The organism is Enterococcus sp. AZ095a, from assembly GCF_050546735.1.
Taxonomy (GTDB): domain Bacteria; phylum Bacillota; class Bacilli; order Lactobacillales; family Enterococcaceae; genus Enterococcus_D; species Enterococcus_D entomosocium.
This window is the reverse complement of record NZ_CP172953.1, coordinates 791,917-810,026: the sequence shown is the minus strand read 5'-3', so window position 1 is coordinate 810,026 and position 18,110 is coordinate 791,917. Positions and strand designations below refer to the sequence as shown.

Genomic DNA, 18,110 nt, shown 5'->3' with positions numbered 1-18,110 from the left:
TATGATGAAAAAAATAATTTGGCATCAAGTATTTTCTAATTACCAAGTACTAAACTTTTCTCCTAATGGACGTAAATTACGTTTAAGAATCAAGCAGCCGCTTTCTGGACAACGATTAGCACTCGAACTTTGTAACCGCTATGATTCTTTTGATTTAAACGTAGAGTCGATAAAAATCAGTAGTAATCCGGGAAACCAACAATCCAATGTTATTACCTTAGATAATCGACCACAATTCATTGTCCCAGCTGGATCCACTTTATGGACAGATGACATTGATTTTTCAGTAACCAAAGGAGCCGATATTCTGATAGAGGCATTATTCTCCAACGAGATCAATCGAGTATCTTCCTCGGCAAACTTACTATCTGATCAAGTAGTCCATTCGAATATAAGAGAAACCAATAACTTTATTTTTGGGATTACTTCAGTTGCTCTAGAAACGAAAGTTGATGCAAAAGTCATTGCTTTTTTTGGCGACTCTTTGACGAATCAAGGATATTTTAGTGATAGTGTCATCGACAATCTAAACAAACGTGGTCTGATTGCAACAAGCTTTAATGCTGGCATATCAGGCAATCGTCTGACACATGCTGGTTCAGGGATTTCTCGTTGGAAAGACAGCTTTGGTGTTGCAGGAATCGACAGGTTCCAAGCAGATGTCGTGGATCAAAAGCCAGATTTGATCGTTTCATTGATTGGGTTAAATGACTTATTTCATCCAGGAACGGGCTCTCCACTTTCAGAATTACCTACCAAAGATGAGTTGATCAAACACTACAAAGTTCTAATAAATCTGGCAAAAAAAGCAGACATTCCGTTTGTTCCCCTCACGCTTCCCCCTTTTAACTATTCTTACAACCAAGGAAAGCCGAGTTGGACCGAGGAAAAAGAAGCTATCCGAACTGCGTTTAATCAATGGATAATGACTCAAGCAAATACGATCGATATCAATGATATGGTAAGAGATCCTTCTGATAAAACGAGATTAGCTTCTGCATTTGATTCGGGGGATCATCTGCATTTTTCTCAAACTGGAGGGGAAATTTTAGGAAAAGCTGTGGCTGAGAAAATTCTTTGCCTTTCATTGCTGTGAATTGATAGACTCTCAACAAAAACTGTTAAAAATAGTCAAAAATAAAACCTACCTCCCATACACATCTGGTTAAAATGTATACGGGAGGTTGACCTTTTCACTATGAATTTTCTTCAACTCTGCACTTGAATATCCTTACTCTCGATCACTAGCAATTATTCTACATACAATGTCACAAATTTTGCATGGCCTATCTTTTCAAGAGTGGTTCTGAAATCAAAATAGATAGAAGTTTGTTAACAATCAAATAGTTTCTATTCAAAGATTAATGCATAAATCGCTATGTTCATCAATTGTTACCGCCAGCCAATCACCGTAAGTTCTGGCCACTTCGAGCCCCATTTCTCAGCTTTTCTTTCATAAACTTCACGGGAAATCATCGCTTTGTTTGGTCTTACTATCCCAGAAAAGAGGTCATACATGCCATAAGGGGCAAAAATCTGGAGCTTGCTTTCCTGATCGAAAAAAACACCGATCGAAGTTGCAGTACTGGGCCAAGTACTGATCGCTTCTTCAGTAGAGGTATATGCGGGAATAGAAAACCCGAATTCTTCTTCATACCATAGGTGCACCCTTGCCTCATTCTTTACATCCAGCGCATATTGATTTTGTTTAGTAGTTTTCACTATTTGTTCTAGTACCATTCGTTCTTTCTCTTGACTCAAATCTGTGTCAAAAAAAACGATATCCACATCACTTATTCCGTAACCGATGGGCTTAGAAAAAAGATGATTCCATACAGACTGCGTGATACTTCCACCGCCGACATGAAGGTTTGGAATACCTAAAGCCGAGACATCTTTAATAATCTTGTAAAGAGTAGTATCTTTTTTCAAAATATCAATCAATACCGTTTCTTGAATAGCTAGACTCTTATTCTGATACATTGTTCTTCTCCTTCCCTAAAGATTATTTTTAACTAATTTTCAAAATAATTGTGAGATTCTAAACCATCTAAATAAGATGCGAATGTATATTTAACTAGATTCTGACAAAACTTATTTTACTTATAGATATTGTATCATTTTCTTCAAAGTAATTGCTTTCAAAAGGAAAAAATGACAAATATCAACTTATAAATCAAAAGAGCGGTAGTTATCAACCATTTCCACTTGTTTGACAATCTCTCCCTTTTCAGCTAAGATTTTATTATTGTTACATTAATTGAATATCCAAAACACCACCGGGTGATAGAAGTGTTTGGTAAACTCATTAGGTCCTTGAAGAGTTTACTGAATGCTTATTTTTTTTTGAGGAGGAGAATAAATTATGACATGGATTTATTTACTTTTAGGAGGATTTTTTGAGGTCGTATGGGCATCTACCATGAAACTGAGCAACGGGTTTAGCCACTTTTGGTATAGTATTTCAACAGTCATCGGAATGCTTTTCAGTTTTGGCTTCTTGGCTTTAGCGGTCAAAAACCTACCATTAAGTATCGCTTATCCTGTTTGGACAGGGATAGGTGCGGTGGGATCGATTATTGTGGGGGTCGTGTTCTTTAAAGACCAGCTATCCCTTCTGACTTGGGTTTTCATCGTCTTATTAATAGTTGGTATTTTGGGCATCAAGTTTACCAGCGGACATTGATTTAGCCATTTGATAATAGTTTTGCTAGCCTTTTTGTAGGTACCTTCATCAATCAAGCGCCTTGACTCCTATAACGAAACACGGAGCCAAATCGCCATTTTCAGCCCATCTAAAGAATTTTTTTTTGCAATTAGCCTATAGGTAAAAAATATTTTCAAAAAACGTTTGACCTTATAGTCACTCTAACCTTTATGCTATTCATGTAAAGAAAACGGAGGGAAAATAATGAAACAATGGCATAATTTGGATATTGAAAAGGTGCAGTCAGCGACAAGTAAGACGCTTATCACAAATGAGGTACGTAAAGCGTATCAAGAAAAACACGGGAAAAATAAATTACAAGCATCAGAAAAGACACCCGAATGGAAGAAGTTTTTATCTTACTTCCACGATGCGTTAATGTATGTCTTGATCGGTGCAGCTGTTTTAAAATTTATTACGGGAAGTTTAGTTGAAGGAGCGATCGTTTTACTCGTTGTCGTTTTAAACGCAATGATTGGTTACTACCAAGAGAGAAAAGCAGATGATTCACTATCTAGCATTTCAAAATTACTTAGTTCAAAGGCGACAGTCGAATCTGAAAACGGACGTCTTTCAATCGATGCAGAAAATTTGATTCCAGGGGACCGTGTTTATTTATCACCTGGTGATGTTATTCCTGCTGATTTGCGTATGGAAACCGTGAATGAACTAAAAATCGATGAATCGATTCTGACTGGAGAGCCTGATGCAGTCGTAAAAACAAGTGCTCGTTTAGAGGGGCAAATAGCACTTGCTGAACGAACCAATATGGCGTACTCAGGTACGCAAGTACAGTCAGGAACTGGAAAAGGGATCGTTGTTGAAATTGGCTCGGACACTGAGATTGGTAAAATCAATGCTTCTTTAGCAACCATTGAAGTGAAAGAAACCCCTTTATTGAAAAAAGTGAACGAAATGAATCATGCTATTTTTAAAGGGATCGGCGTCTTTATCTTCTTATTAGGATTGATCAGCTACTTCATTTATGGCATGAGTCCGATGTATATCGTGTCAGCAATCATTGCTTTGATCGTTTCTTCTATTCCTGAGGGATTGCCTTCTATCTTGACGATTATTCTGTCTTCCGGCGTGAAAAATATGTCTGAGCAAAATGCGATCGTAAAGGGATTGCCTACTGTCGAAACACTTGGCTCAATGACAGTCATCTGTTCTGATAAAACAGGTACTTTGACCAAAAACGATATGACCCTTACCAATGTGTTTTCTAATAATCAGGTAACAGTGATTGATCATGAAGACCAAACAGATTCTTCGAACAACGAACTGCTAGCCAAAATCATGCAAAACTGTCAAGAAACACAGAGTTTCGATGATCGCCACTGTCCAGTGACCGGAAATGCAACAGAATTAGCTTTATTACGTTGGACCAATCGTATTGGCACACCGCGGATCAAGAGTCTAGAAACATTACCTTTTGACTCAAAATATAAGTATATGGCAACAAGCCATTTGATCAATGGGAAAAAGCGGATTTTTGTAAAGGGTGCTCCAGATATCGTTTTAAATAAAGCGACTGCTGCACATATTGATGGGCAGATAGCGGAGTTTGATCATGCACAGTGGGAAAAGATCAATTTGGCTTTTGCTTCAGAGGGACAACGAGTGATCGCGTTTGCTTATAAAGATGTAGATACAACGACTGAATTGACTCATGAAGAGATGGACGAGCTCGTAATCATCGGATTAGCTGGCATTATCGATCCAGCAAAAGAATCAGCGATCGAAGCGGTAGCAGATTGTAAAAAAGCCGGGGTCAGAGTCGTAATGATCACCGGGGATCACCCAACGACCGCAAAAGCGATTGCCAAAAAATTAGGAATCGACCATTCTGAACGGGCAATCACTGGAACTGAATTGGATCGTTTATCCACAGATGAGTGGCAAAGAGTGGTAAAAAATACCAATATTTTTGCCCGAACGACACCTGAGCATAAGCTGATGATCGTTACTTATTTACAAGAACAAGGCGAAATCGTTGGAATGACTGGTGATGGGGTCAATGACGCACCCGCACTTAGAAAAGCAGATGTAGGGATCGCCATGGGAATTAAAGGAAGCGATGTTAGTAAACAAGCTGCCGACATGATCCTCATTGACGATAATTTTGAAACGATTGCAAAAGCAATCAAAGAAGGCCGTCGAATTTTTGATAATTTAAAAAAGACGATCCTCTTCTACTTGCCAACCTGTCTGGCCCAGGGGCTTTTGCTGATCGTTTCTATGTTGGGAAATCTTCCTTTACCACTAAGCACAGTGCAGATTCTTTGGTTAAATCTAGTTGCGTCAATTACACTCTCCTATGCGTTAGGTTTTGAACCAGCTCACAAAATGATCATGAATCGAGCACCTCGTGATATGAAAGAAAAAATCATTTCCAAATATACACTCTTTCGAATCGTTTATGTCGGCCTACTCTTGACCTTCTTCGGCTTTCTAACGATGAATGCATTCGGCGACGAAGCTGTCAGACAAACCGTTTTGATCAATGCGATCGTTTTCGGTCAAGCTTTTTACATGATCAACTGTCGTGAGATCACGGATTCAGCCTTCAGTAACAAAATCAAGCAGAATAAAGCCTTGATTTACTCATTACTTGTTATGGCGATTCTCCAATTAGGAATGGTCTATTTTTCACCATTGCAAAGTATCTTACAGACCACCTCTTTAACTTTATCCGAACTGCTTATCAGTGTTCTCCCAGCAACTCTACTTTTCTTATTAGTAGAATCTGAAAAGCACGTAACACGAGTCATTCTAAAGGAAACTACTCCCACCTACTCAATGGATACCAAAGTAGAGAAATAAGAACAGTTCTATTTCATAAGTCATCTTATCGATAAACTTGCTGAATCACTAAGTACCAATAGATACGTTTCTCCTTGATCGATTCCGTTTTAATCGGGTTGATCAAGGAGAATTTCTATTTTACTCACGTATTCTTCCGGTAAATTCGTCTCATGAAAATCAATCAAGTAGAACTCATAAAAATTTCCTTTCGCGACCAGTCTATTTTTCTTTAGGTAACTTTTTAGTTCTGCTAAAGCAGCTAAGCGCTGCTTATATGTGCCCGTATAATAAATAGCGAGATACTCTCCTGCAGGCATTGTAAATGCCTTCTCATCTGCCAAATCGTTTGTCAGACAATAGAAAACTTGATGCCTAAATGCGTCTTCGTGCGGCAGTAAAATCGTTCCGAAAACATTTTGATTATTGGCATGCAGTTCTTTTTCAAATTGTTTGTGCAGGCGTTTAAGTTCAAAGTACAAGTCTTTCCCCATTGTGTCTTTCTCTTGACTTAAAACAAGGTACCGTTCTTCATAAAATGTACGTTCAATTTCATGGTTTTGCTTTTTTTCAGCGTAGACAAGCAAGTCAATTCGCTCTTTTAACAAATCTTGTTTCTCTTTTAACGCATGGATTCTATCTTCTAATTGCTCCATCTCGAAATGAAGGATTTCTTTAGTCAGCGCTTTATTCTTTGTATCCAAGTAGTTCTTAATTTCCTCAAGTGATACATCAAAAAAACGCAGGTCTCTAATGGTATTTAATCGCTCAATATCCTCGTATGAGTAATCTCGATACCCATTCTCAGTATAGTTGGGTGATAGCAAACCAATTTGTTCATAGTACCTAAGAGTATGTGGTGTGATATCATAGTTTTCACTCACTTGTTTTATCTTCATAGTTCCATCCCTCCCTTTATCTTTCATAGCGTGTCTCTGTCACAAAATCATATCATAATTTTCTTCAGAAAACGAAGGAGTTTTTCTATTGAAGTGGTCAGAAGGTTTGGTGTGTGATAGTACTTGAACAAGCTTCAAATCATAATGAAAAGACTGCTGATAAATTTCCAAGATTAGTATGGGAAATTATCAGCAGTCTTCTACTTCGCCAGTATTCTATTCCATTTCATAAGAAAGCTTTTTCTGATTTCTTATTTTCGTTTCTGTCTTAAGCGTCTTAAGAAAAATGCTAGCAGGGATGATACCGCCATAGTCACTCCAGCGTATAATATGAAGGGTTCCTCTTTCTCTCCTGTTTTTGGAAGACTTTTTTCACTCGTGACTGTTCTTGTTGTTTCTGATACGTTAGTCGTTATTTTCATATCAGTAGACGGTGTGTTATCATCTGTTTTTGTCTGATCATTTGGCGTGTTGCTTGACTCTTTTGATGAGTCTGTTGGATTGGCTTCGTCTGTTGCATTTTTTATATACGTCACAGTCAGCTCCGTATCTTCATCTTCTGCAGTCATTCCTGTTTGTTCTTTGACTGTCGTCAGGTCTGCCGTGTAGCCCTCAATTTGCTTGCTTTTCACCTCATCAAATGTCGTGTCACCATTTGTGGCTGTCCAGTCACTATATGCGACTTCACCAGTCAGCAGATTGGTTGTTTCCGTGCGTGTATAGGTTAAGGTTTCCGTATAACTTTCTGCCGCTTGGCTACCATCTTCATAAACATAATGAATCGTCCGCGAAACCTCTTTACTTTCCTCTTTCGTTTCCGTATTTGCTTTGTAGATCACAGTCAACTCGGTATCTTTTGCATCGGGTTGAATATTCGTAATTGCTTCGATCAACTCATTATCTGGTGTGCAATATTCAATCATTGGGCTGGAAATTTCAGCAAAAGTCGTGTCGTTGTCTTTTGCCTTCCATTCGCCATAGGTCACTACACCAGTTGCCAAATTCTTTGCTATCACCCGGGTGAAAGTGACTTTATCGGTATGATCGTCCGCCGCTTTGCTACCATCTTCATAGACGTAATGAATCGTTTGCTTGACTTCCTCAGTTTCTGTTGCGGTTTCCATTTTTGGCACATACGTAACGGTGACTTCGATGTCTTGATTATCAACCGCTACTCCTGTAACTGCTTCGATCGTTTCCTTATCGACGGTATAGTTCTTAATCATAGGACTTTTCACTTCATCAAATGTCGTATCATCATCTTGGGCTTGCCATTCTCCATAGGTCTTGTCACCAGTTGCTTCGTTGGTGGTGACCGTCCGCGTGAACGTGACCGTGTCTACTTTATCTGGCACGGCTTCTTTGCCGTCTTCATACACATAATGAACCGTTTGTTTGACCTCTTTGGTTTCTGTTGACTCAGTCATATTTGGTGAGTAAGTAACAGTTACTTCGCGGTCTTTGGTGTCGGCTGTCAAACCTGTGACTTCCTCGATGCTTGTTTTGTCTGCATGATAGTTCTTGATCTCAGGACTCTTCACTTCGTTAAAGGTCGTATCGTTTTCTTTGGCTTGCCATTCGCCATAGGTCTTGTCGCCAGTTGCTTCGTTAGTGGTGACCGTCCGCGTGAACGTGACCGTGTCTACTTTATCTGGTACGGCTTCTTTGCCGTCTTCATACATATAATGGATCGTTTGCTTGACTTCTTTGGTTTCTGTTGTTTCGGTCATATTTGGTGAGTAAGTGATTGTTACTTCACGATTTTCTGATTTTTCTGTCAGCCCTGTAACTTCTTCGACTGTTGCTTTGTCTGCATGATAGTTCTTGATTTCAGGACTTTTCACTTCGTCAAACGTTGTATCATCATCTTGGGCTTGCCATTCGCCATAGGTCTTGTCACCAGTTGCTTCGTTGGCGGTGACCGTCCGCGTGAACGTGACCGTGTCTACTTTATCTGGCGCGGCTTCTTTGCCGTCTTCATACACATAATGAATCGTCTGTTTGACTTCTTTGGTTTCTGTTGACTCAGTTATATTTGGTGAGTAAGTGACAGTTACTTCGCGGTCTTTGTCCTTTGCTGTCAAACCTGTGACTTTCTCAATGCTTGTTTTGTCTGCATGATAGTTCTTGATCTCAGGACTCTTCACTTCGTTAAAGGTCGTATCGTTTTCTTTGGCTTGCCATTCGCCATAGGTCTTGTCGCCAGTTGCTTCGTTAGTGGTGACCGTCCGCGTGAACGTGACCGTGTCTACTTTATCTGGTACGGCTTCTTTGCCGTCTTCATACATATAATGGATCGTTTGCTTGACTTCTTTGGTTTCTGTTGTTTCGGTCATATTTGGTGAGTAAGTGATTGTTACTTCACGATTTTCTGATTTTTCTGTCAGCCCTGTAACTTCTTCGACTGTTGCTTTGTCTGCATGATAGTTCTTGATTTCAGGACTTTTCACTTCGTCAAACGTTGTATCATCATCTTGGGCTTGCCATTCGCCATAGGTCTTGTCACCAGTTGCTTCGTTGGCGGTGACCGTCCGCGTGAACGTGACCGTGTCTACTTTATCTGGCGCGGCTTCTTTGCCGTCTTCATACACATAATGAATCGTCTGTTTGACTTCTTTGGTTTCTGTTGACTCAGTTATATTTGGTGAGTAAGTGACAGTTACTTCGCGGTCTTTGTCCTTTGCTGTCAAACCTGTGACTTTCTCAATGCTTGTTTTGTCTGCATGATAGTTCTTGATCTCAGGACTCTTCACTTCATCAAATGTTGTATCATCACCTTTGGCTTGCCATTCGCCATAGGTCTTGTCACCAGTTGCTTCGTTGGCGGTGACCGTCCGCGTGAACGTGACCGTGTCTACTTTATCTGGCGCGGCTTCTTTGCCGTCTTCATAAATATAATGGATCGTTTGCTTGACTTCTTTGGTTTCTGTTGTTTCGGTCATATTTGGTGAGTAAGTGATTGTTACTTCACGATTTTCTGATTTTTCTGTCAGCCCTGTAACTTCTTCGACTGTTGCTTTGTCTGCATGATAGTTCTTGATTTCAGGACTCTTCACTTCGTCAAACGTTGTATCATCATCTTGGACTTGCCATTCTCCATAGGTCTTGTCACCAGTTGCTTCGTTGGCGGTGACCGTCCGCGTGAACGTGACCGTGTCTACTTTATCTGGCGCGGCTTCTTTGCCGTCTTCATACACATAATGAACCGTTTGTTTGACCTCTTTGGTCTCCGTAGATTCGATCATATTTGGCGAATAAGTGACAGTCACTTCGCGATCTTCTGATTCTGCAGTCAGACCTGTGACTTTATCAACCGTTTTTTGGTCCGCATTGTATTTGTCAATTTCTGGACTTAACACTTCATCAAACATCGTATCATCATCTTGGGCTTGCCATTCGCCATAGGTCTTGTTGCCAGTTGCTTCGTTCGTGGTGACCGTTCGAGTGAACGTAACCGTGTCTACTTTGTCTGGGGCGGCTTCTTTGCCGTCTTCATATACAAAATGGATCATTCGTTTGACTTCTTTGGTTTCTGTTGACTCGGTCATATTTGGTGAGTAAGTAACAGTCACTTCACGATCCTTGTCTTCTGCTGTCAAACCTGTGACTTCCTCGATGCTTGTTTTGTCTGCGTGATAGTTCTTGATCTCAGGACTCTTCACTTCGTCAAATTTCGTGTCATCATCTTTCGCTTGCCATTCGCCAAAAGTTTTGTCACCTGTTGCTTCATTTATTGTGACAGTTCGTGTAAAAGTAACAGTGTCCGTTTTGTCTGGCGCGGCTTCTTTGCCATCTCCATACACATAATGGATCGTTTGGTTGACTTCTTTGGTCTCCGTAGATTCGGTCATGTTTGGCGAATAAGTGACAGTCACTTCGCGATCTTCTGATTCTGCAGTCAACTCAGTGACTTTATCAACCATTTTTTGGTCTGCATTGTACTTGTCTATTTCTGGACTTAACACTTCATCAAACATCGTGTCATCATCTTGGGCTTGCCATTCGCCATAGGTATTTTTCCCTGTTGCTTCATTCGTTGTCACTGTGCGTGTAAAGGTGACCGTGTCGACACTGTCTGGCGCGGCTTCTTTACCATCTTCATACACATAATGGATCATTCGCTTGACTTCTTTGGTCTCCGTAGATTCGACTATCTTTGGCGAGTACATGACAAATTCTTCAATATCTTCTGAATCGGCCTTTACATCGATAACTTCATCGATAAACTCCCTGTCTGTATAGTAGTTGACTATCTCTGGACTTTTGACTAAATCAAATATCGTATCATCATCTCTTGCTTGCCATTCACCAAAGGTTTCTTCGCCAGTGGCTAGATTCGTCCTTACTTCTCGAGTAAATTCAACTGTGTCTACTTTATCTGGAGCAGCTTCTGTACCGTCTTCATGCAAATAGTGAATGACTCGTGCGACAATTTTTCTTTCCTCATTACTTTCTATTTTAGGACTATAGATATACGTGACCGTTTGCGGAACATTGCTAAAGACAATTTGTTCCTCTCCTTGAACTTCCTTCAATGTATAGTTAGGAATATCCTCAGGAACAACTTCAATTGAATCGCCAATATTTCCACCAGTCAATACATTAGGTGGCAATAATTCATTACCCTCTTCATCTAGGTAATTGACTGTGACTGGTGCTCCTTCAATAAACCGAGGCTGCCATACATAGGTGTCAGCCATCGTCGCGCCATCATAGGTCAACACTAGTTCCTCTGATTTTAATATATGTTCACCGTATGGCGCATCTATGGTGCCAGCCCCTACATTTTGCCAATAGCCGGTATAGTAACTGGAATGAAAACCATACATTCCACTAGGGTCAACTAAGTTCACTGGATAGGGATTGCTTGACCAATTGTTCCACCCAACAAAGCTGAATTTTGGTCCTAATGTTAATTCTCTTAGATAGCGTACATTTGCTAAAAACTGGTTCATCCCAGCACCTAAAGAATTTATAACACCGGTGCTATCAAAATTCGATAAATCTAATGTAGATCCGCTATAGCCATAAAACATACAATTCATCGTGGTGGCTTGACTCGTATCAAGATAAGTCAGCCCAACAATCTCATTCAATTGAGAGGGTACAGTGCCATAGTGGGAGTAGCTCTCGAACAAACCTGCCACATCGGCTGGCAGAATGACGGGCGCAGTGAGAATAACTTTTTTTATGACCATATTTTTAAGTTCTTCCGTTAAAGGAATCACTTGGTCCACCGCCGTTGTCAATGTACCTGCTCCTACAGTCAAAACCCCTTCAATATCTAATGTGGCTGGAGCGGTTCCCCAGTTACCTGACCAAAGGATATTTTCTGCTTCCGCTACTTTTGTTTTCGACTCCTCATCAGATGTTGTACTGCTCTCAGCGGCTTCTGGCTCACTGGAGGATTCTGTCATTTGCTCTGTGGATGGTTCCACTTGATCTTCACTTGCTTGTGATGACTCCGATGCCCCTTGTTCCCCTGTACTTTCTACTACTTGTGTTTCTGAATCGACGGTTTCTTCACCTGTAGCTTGTTCGACTATTCCTTCTTGTTGTTCAGATATGAATTCATTTGTACTACGTGTTACTTCTTCTGTCGTTGAAGTGCTGATCGTTTCAGCTGCTGCCGGAACACTGATAATTGCTTGCGTGATCAATGGGCTGCCTAATATAAAAACAGAAGAACTAATCAGAATACGTGATAAAAGTTCTTTCTTCGCTGGTTTTTTCATTGCTTTTCCCTCTTTCAAATTAAGTAAATAAGATCAGCTACACTCTCTCCAATTAAAAAAAGCTGCCCATTGACAACTACTTCTTACATCTATGTAATACGTTCGCTGACTCATTCCTTATGACTGCATTATTGCATGGTTTTCAGGGACGAACACGACAATAATTGTCATGAATATGACAAAATAAGTCCTATTTTATAAAACGAAAATAAAGAATATGAATGATTGTGTCTCTGAAAGTGTGAACAAATTAAAGAAATATAGTTTAACTTACTTCCTAGAACTGGTTCACACTATGTTTACAAAGCGTTCGGAGTCCTCGTAAAAAACTTTGGGTGTAACCGATCAATCCAATTAACTCGAAGGAAATAATAGCTATATAGAGATACAAAAAAAGAGACTGGATATTCAGCCCCTTTTGTTTATCATTCTTATTCATAGAAACAGCCAAGACGCTCTTGATCTTCTCCCTTTATCCTACGGCTAACAAGCAAAAACATCGAAGCCCATTTTTGATTTCTACGAACTTACTTTCCCTGATCTTCCTTAAAAGCAATAGCATCGATTTGAAAAAGAATGCCTACCTCTCCAGAATTAGCGAAAGCTGTCTGAATTGATTTTCTAACCGGAAATTTCCCATGGAAGGTTTCTTTTAAGAGCTTCTCCATCACTGGAATATCAAACACATCTTTAAAAAGTACATCCATTTGAACCACATTTGCAAATGTCAAATCGACTAATTTCAAACGTTCTTCTAAATGATTCAATGCCCCTACAATCTGTTGCTCTATTGGCTGCCCGATGTTCCCCACGCAATAGCCCACGAAAACAAAATTTCCCGCTTCAATCACACCTGAAAGTGCCCAGTCCTCATTGATATCGTATCGCTTCATTCGTTTTGTTTCCCCTTTCTATTTATTTTCATAATAAAAACCATGTCTGTTAATTGACTTGGTCATATTATTGCTTTTTTTGTCTTTGAGCGTCAATCCGTACATTCCAACTGATAAATTCCTACTCCACCGAAAAATGCAAGGAATGAGGGGTTGGGGCGATCAATGTCAGCCCGCACCTTTCTTTAAAGTAAGTCTTGCTGTCTTCTTTTGCCACTTGCAAGATTTCCGCTTCAGTAAAAGGCACAACACTGTCACTGCCTCGAAGCTCACTACACTCTAAAATAATCAAAATTTCTGCTTCAAGGGTATTGATTTTCGCAAGCTGTTCGAAAAAATTTTTTTGATTGATTTCTTGAATCGCCATGCGAATTTCTAAACAGTTTCTATGGATTTTTTCTTTGATTTTTCCATACTCATCTTTACTGAAAAGCCGTTCAGATTCCTCAATATAAAAGTTCAAATATTCTTGCAATGTGTGGATTTTAAATGGTTCCTCCATCTCCAGCACCTCCTGTATTTTAATGGTTGATTCTTATGTAAAATGATTTATTCCAGTTTTGTATGTCTGTATTATCACACGGTTTTTAGCTGGAAACGCGTCAATATGTGACTGATTAAATACAAAATACGTCCTGTTATATAAATACTGATTCTAGTTAGTACAGTTCATTTACATAATCACCTTTATCTCCGAACATACTTCGCAAGCTATAGAAGGTGTGACACTGTTGTTCAGCAAATTTCTATCCTCTGGCTATAAAGAAAAACAGGCAGTCCTCTCAGATTTGAGAATACTGCCTGTTTGCTGAATCTTGGGTAAATCAATCATTTTCATTGTATTTTTTATTGGAGGTATTCTGAAATGTTTCCACCGCTTCAATTAGTTCCAGCCACCGGTCACCGGTTGGAAAGCTATTCCACTTAAAAAATTGGACGTTTGGATTTTGGTCCAAAAAGGCTTGCCGATCAACTGGATAATCGGTCACCACAAAATCTGGTTTTTCTGAAACGAAAGCGAGGGTATAGCCAAACCAGCGTTTCAATCGTTCTTTTTGTCTGATTTCTTGAATTTTTCCAAATTTTGATTCATGAAAGATGCGGACTGTCGTTCGATCGATTTTTGCTACAATTGAAAGAAGCATGCTGTATTGAAAAAGCAGTCGATTATTGGAAGCATACATGGTAGTAAAAATTGGGGATTGTTGGGCTAACGCTTGGTACATCTCCTGCACGAGTGGAAAAATTTTGGGAAAGACTCTGCGATAATCTTTATCCGTTGTCGTTTTTCCAAAAGCATCAATTTTATTTTTCGACGCAAAGAGGAGTGACACAGAATGAATGTTCAAGGCATTAACGAAAAGATACTCGATCTCCCCTTCAGGGACGAGAAAGATCTTCTGAGCAGTTTTTGCAAACAGTCTTGCTGTTGCAATTGATCCTTCCGAGAAGTGATCAACAACTCTTAGTTGGCTAGGAATCTCTTCAGGCAAATACGTCGTCATCACAGAAAACATATAATATAAGAAGAGAAACTCTGTTTCTGGAACGTCACTTAGAATCAAGTTAGCGTTTAGCAATGGTTTTATGAGCTCTTCTTTGAATTGCTCGTAGGAAATCGTGTGATGGACCATTTTCTTCATCTCTTGAGGAATCTCTTTTACCGGAAAACCTCTTTTAAAACGATAAAGACTTAGTGCAAGCAGTTGGATAAATTTTTCCTGATCGATACCGCGATAAAAACTAGGATAACTTGTCAACTTCTCCTTCAATGCACGAACACTTTGCTTCGACAATCCAATATAACGCACATTCGTCGCATCATAGATCTGCCAATACATGATATGGAAAAAATGACGAATTCGGTATTCTTCCGCTACAAATAACGGTTTCTTTTTTAAATTCAATTTGATTTGATAATTCTCAAGAATCGTTTCTACTTCCTTGAGCTTTCTTTGAACCGTGCGATTACTGACATAATGTTGTTGGGCGGTTTCTTCCAAAGACACGTATTTATCACTAAAGAGTCTGTCTAAAATTTGAAAGGGCATACTTTCTGCTAACATAACCGAATAGAATTTTGACAACAAAAAATTAGGCGCAAAATCAAGGGCTAGCTCCCTTCCTTCTCGCATGTCGATTTCAAAAAAAGGGTATGATTTTTGTAAGTCTCTTGCACGCTCAAAAACTAAAACGATTCTTCTTTTTGATAAATGCACATGATCCGCAAGGTCACTCAATAGTTCACGATCAATGGCATGTTCAAAAAAATACGCAAATAGCTCATAGACATCTTGATCCAATTTAGTTAAAAGAAATTTATACATAGTAATACCTCTTAACTTTAGTTTTACAGTAATTATACTCTTTTAAACGTGCATTTTCATTTCCTAGGTGTTGATTCATTCGTTTCTCTCAATGAAACATTCTTGCTAAATAATTCTGTTATTCGAGATTGTCTTGGAACGTTAGTCTGATAAAGAATCAGAGTCTCAAATGATCAGAAATTCTTTGAGCTACTGGGAATAGTCAGATAAAATCCATTCAAAGATTAAGGAGACGAGGAAACCGTCCAATCCATCCTACAAAAAAGGAGTGGATCGCCCCACTCCATAAAAGGTTAACTTTTTAAACCAATCGTCCATTCTGGACATATTTTACTCTTTATAGAGAAGCTTTAATTCTCAGTTTTTCTTTTTCTTCGCCAAATTGCTAAGAAAGAAAATAGAACAATGATCGTTCCCAAAAAGCCCATGATTCGTTGACCTGTTAGTTGCTCTCCTGTGGCAGGTAATTTACTTTTCCCGTTGGTTTGTGTGTTCATTTGATTGTCTTTGTTTCCTGATTTATCCTCTTTTTCTTCTTCAGGGGTTTTGTTTTCTGATTCAGGCGTATCTGCTCCTGAATCATCCTCTGGTTTATTCTCTTTTTCAGCACCGTACACATAGATGACTTCTTGTGCGGTAGTACTGAACATCCCTTTGGCATTGCTTGGTATTTGAGAAACCGTCCAGCCTGAAAGTTCTTTGGCTTCACTCTCATACGGCAAACCTACTTTGCCGTTCAGAATCGTTGGTTCGGCTAACTGATTGCCTTCTGTATCTTCGTATCTTACCGTCACGGGTGCGGCATCACTACGTTCGTACACATAGACCACTTCTTGCGCGGTGTCACTGAAGATGCCTTTGGCATTCGCTGGCGTTTGAGTCACCGTCCAGCCTGAAAGTTCTTTGGCTTCACTCTCATACGGCAAACCTACTTTGCCGTTCAGAATCGTTGGTTCGGCTAACTGATTGCCTTCTGTATCTTCGTATTTTACCGTCACTGGTGCAGCATCACTACGTTCATACACATAGACCACTTCTTGCGCGGTGTCGCCGAAGATGCCTTTGGCATTGTCGGGTGTTTGGGCTACATACCAACCAGAAATAGATTCTGACTTGCTCTCATACGGCAAACCTACTTTGCCGTTCAGAATCGTTGGTTCGGCTAACTGATTGCCTTCTGTATCTTCGTATCTTACTGTCACGGGTGCGGCATCACTGCGTTTGTATACATAAACGACTTCTTGCGAGGTATCACTGAAAGTACCTGTTTTATCCCCTTGGATTTCTTTCAATGTATAGCCAGCAATCGGCTCTTCTTGTGTCGTATACGGTTCACCAACAACCCCTGATAAAGTGACGTCTGGTAACAATGTCTTTTTATTTTCATCAACATACTTGACGGTCACATCTTCTGCAGTATTCACATACTTCACTGGTATTTGATAATTCACTAAATATTGAATGGTACCTGTACTAGCAGCTCTCTCGGTGGATAAACGATTAGGAACAAGAGAAGTGATTGATAAATAATCAACATTGGCGGGAATATGTTTAAATTGAATCCCTTCTTCAGTAAGTTCAAACCCATCATTTTCATATAAGGGAAAGATATAGCCATTTTTATCTATCCCCCGAATCGAATAAGAATACTTTTTGTTGGACAAAGAAGAGAGCAACGCATTTCCTTGGGTATCAACCATCATACGGTCTTTATAAAGAACATCAGATTGGCCGTCTTTTACTAACATTGGCTCTAATAGTATTTTCTCCTGAATCATAATAGATAGTTGGGAATTTTGATGGTGTTCTGCAGATAGCTCTAACTTAGAAAAATCCGTCATGCTACTTGCATAGACCGTCAGATAATCTGTAACCCATCCACTAAGATATTGACCAACCCCAATTAATTCTTGGGCTGTCAAATAGGCATCATAATTTCCTATGTGGATATTTGAAAAAGATCCTTTTGGAAAAATTTGTGCTAGTACATTAGGACGGGTAAACAATGTTGCATTGTCCGCCATAGTGATTTTGGGAACATTCGCAGCAATAATAGACGTCGTATATAACGCTTGTAAGTTGCTAGCGTATTCTAAGCCAGTAAAATCGACTACTGTGTCTTTGACTAAAGAAGAAAAATCTAGCTGTTTTAGATTCGCCATATCTTCTTGAGTGATTGTATTAACTGTTTTGTTTAGCCCTTTCGCTACCTCATTTTGCAAATTCTTATCCGGCATCCAAGCGTCCAATGAAACGCTGCGATCAGAGAATGCCTCTTTCATTTCTGCTGACGATTCGGTTGCCAAGCTAGCTGTGTCTTCACTTGAATCAGGTAGTTTTTTTTCTGTCCTTTCCATCGAGCCATTTTTCTCATCATCATTAAACACTTCTTGCGATTCTGAGTTACTTGTGGTGTCCCCGTTGAATTCTTCTTCTATACGAGAAGAAGCGACTGTTTCAGTAGTCTCCTCCACTTTTTCTAATGTTCCTAGTGTCGTTATTTCCTTGTTTGATGGAATGATTTCCTGTTCCTCAGCCATAACTTGTGCCAAAGGTGCCAACACAGGCTGACTTAACAAGATCGCCAATGACAAATAGCCCCAAAATTTCCTTTTCATAACATTCTCCTTTTATATTCGTTTAAATACGATACGCTTTCCTATCTTTCACCTATCTACAAACTTCTCCTTCTGATGATGGTGATGACTTGTTAATTACAACTTTTAGACACAGGATGCTCCTGT

At 39.6% G+C, this 18,110-nt stretch carries 10 protein-coding genes; 3 read left to right on the top strand and 7 right to left on the bottom strand.

Annotation, left to right across the window (positions count from 1 at the left end):
* Positions 1–4 precede the first annotated feature (4 nt).
* Positions 5–1,096 carry a GDSL-type esterase/lipase family protein gene (locus IGJ26_RS03675; protein WP_225869260.1) on the top strand — a complete coding sequence of 364 codons (1,092 nt, stop codon included), beginning with the start codon at positions 5–7 and terminating at the stop codon, positions 1,094–1,096.
* A gap of 296 nt (positions 1,097–1,392) precedes the next feature.
* Here IGJ26_RS03675 and IGJ26_RS03670 read toward each other — a convergent pair whose 3' ends face one another.
* Entirely contained in the window at positions 1,393–1,983 is a 591-nt protein-coding gene (locus IGJ26_RS03670) for a nucleotidyltransferase family protein (protein ID WP_430599882.1), read from the bottom strand.
* Positions 1,984–2,365: 382 nt separating this feature from the next.
* On the opposite strand from IGJ26_RS03670, the gene IGJ26_RS03665 reads away from it, so the two are divergent.
* Together IGJ26_RS03665 and IGJ26_RS03660 are read left to right on the top strand one after the other, a co-directional pair.
* Entirely contained in the window at positions 2,366–2,686 is a 321-nt protein-coding gene (locus IGJ26_RS03665; RefSeq protein ID WP_430599881.1) for a DMT family transporter, read from the top strand.
* Positions 2,687–2,911: 225 nt separating this feature from the next.
* Positions 2,912–5,533: an HAD-IC family P-type ATPase gene (locus IGJ26_RS03660; protein ID WP_430599880.1), complete on the top strand. Its 2,622-nt coding sequence runs from the start codon at positions 2,912–2,914 to the stop codon at positions 5,531–5,533.
* 89 nt (positions 5,534–5,622) lie between these two features.
* Here IGJ26_RS03660 and IGJ26_RS03655 read toward each other — a convergent pair whose 3' ends face one another.
* From IGJ26_RS03655 to IGJ26_RS03630, 6 genes are all read right to left on the bottom strand, one after another.
* Positions 5,623–6,411 (bottom strand): MerR family transcriptional regulator, encoded by a 789-nt coding sequence (locus IGJ26_RS03655; RefSeq protein ID WP_176374326.1) that lies wholly within the window; start codon positions 6,409–6,411, stop codon positions 5,623–5,625.
* 251 nt (positions 6,412–6,662) lie between these two features.
* On the bottom strand, positions 6,663–12,146 hold the full coding sequence (locus IGJ26_RS03650; RefSeq protein WP_430599879.1) for a mucin-binding protein: 5,484 nt from the start codon (positions 12,144–12,146) through the stop codon (positions 6,663–6,665).
* A 527-nt stretch (positions 12,147–12,673) separates the two neighbouring features.
* On the bottom strand, positions 12,674–13,039 hold the full coding sequence (locus IGJ26_RS03645) for a RidA family protein (protein ID WP_430599878.1): 366 nt from the start codon (positions 13,037–13,039) through the stop codon (positions 12,674–12,676).
* Between the two features lie 121 nt (positions 13,040–13,160).
* Positions 13,161–13,541: a DUF7006 family protein gene (locus IGJ26_RS03640; protein WP_008377151.1), complete on the bottom strand. Its 381-nt coding sequence runs from the start codon at positions 13,539–13,541 to the stop codon at positions 13,161–13,163.
* Positions 13,542–13,863: 322 nt separating this feature from the next.
* Entirely contained in the window at positions 13,864–15,366 is a 1,503-nt protein-coding gene (locus tag IGJ26_RS03635) for a helix-turn-helix domain-containing protein (RefSeq protein WP_420657435.1), read from the bottom strand.
* 350 nt (positions 15,367–15,716) lie between these two features.
* Positions 15,717–17,984, bottom strand: coding sequence for a MucBP domain-containing protein (locus IGJ26_RS03630; protein ID WP_430599877.1), 2,268 nt, complete (start codon positions 17,982–17,984; stop codon positions 15,717–15,719).
* Positions 17,985–18,110 lie beyond the last annotated feature (126 nt).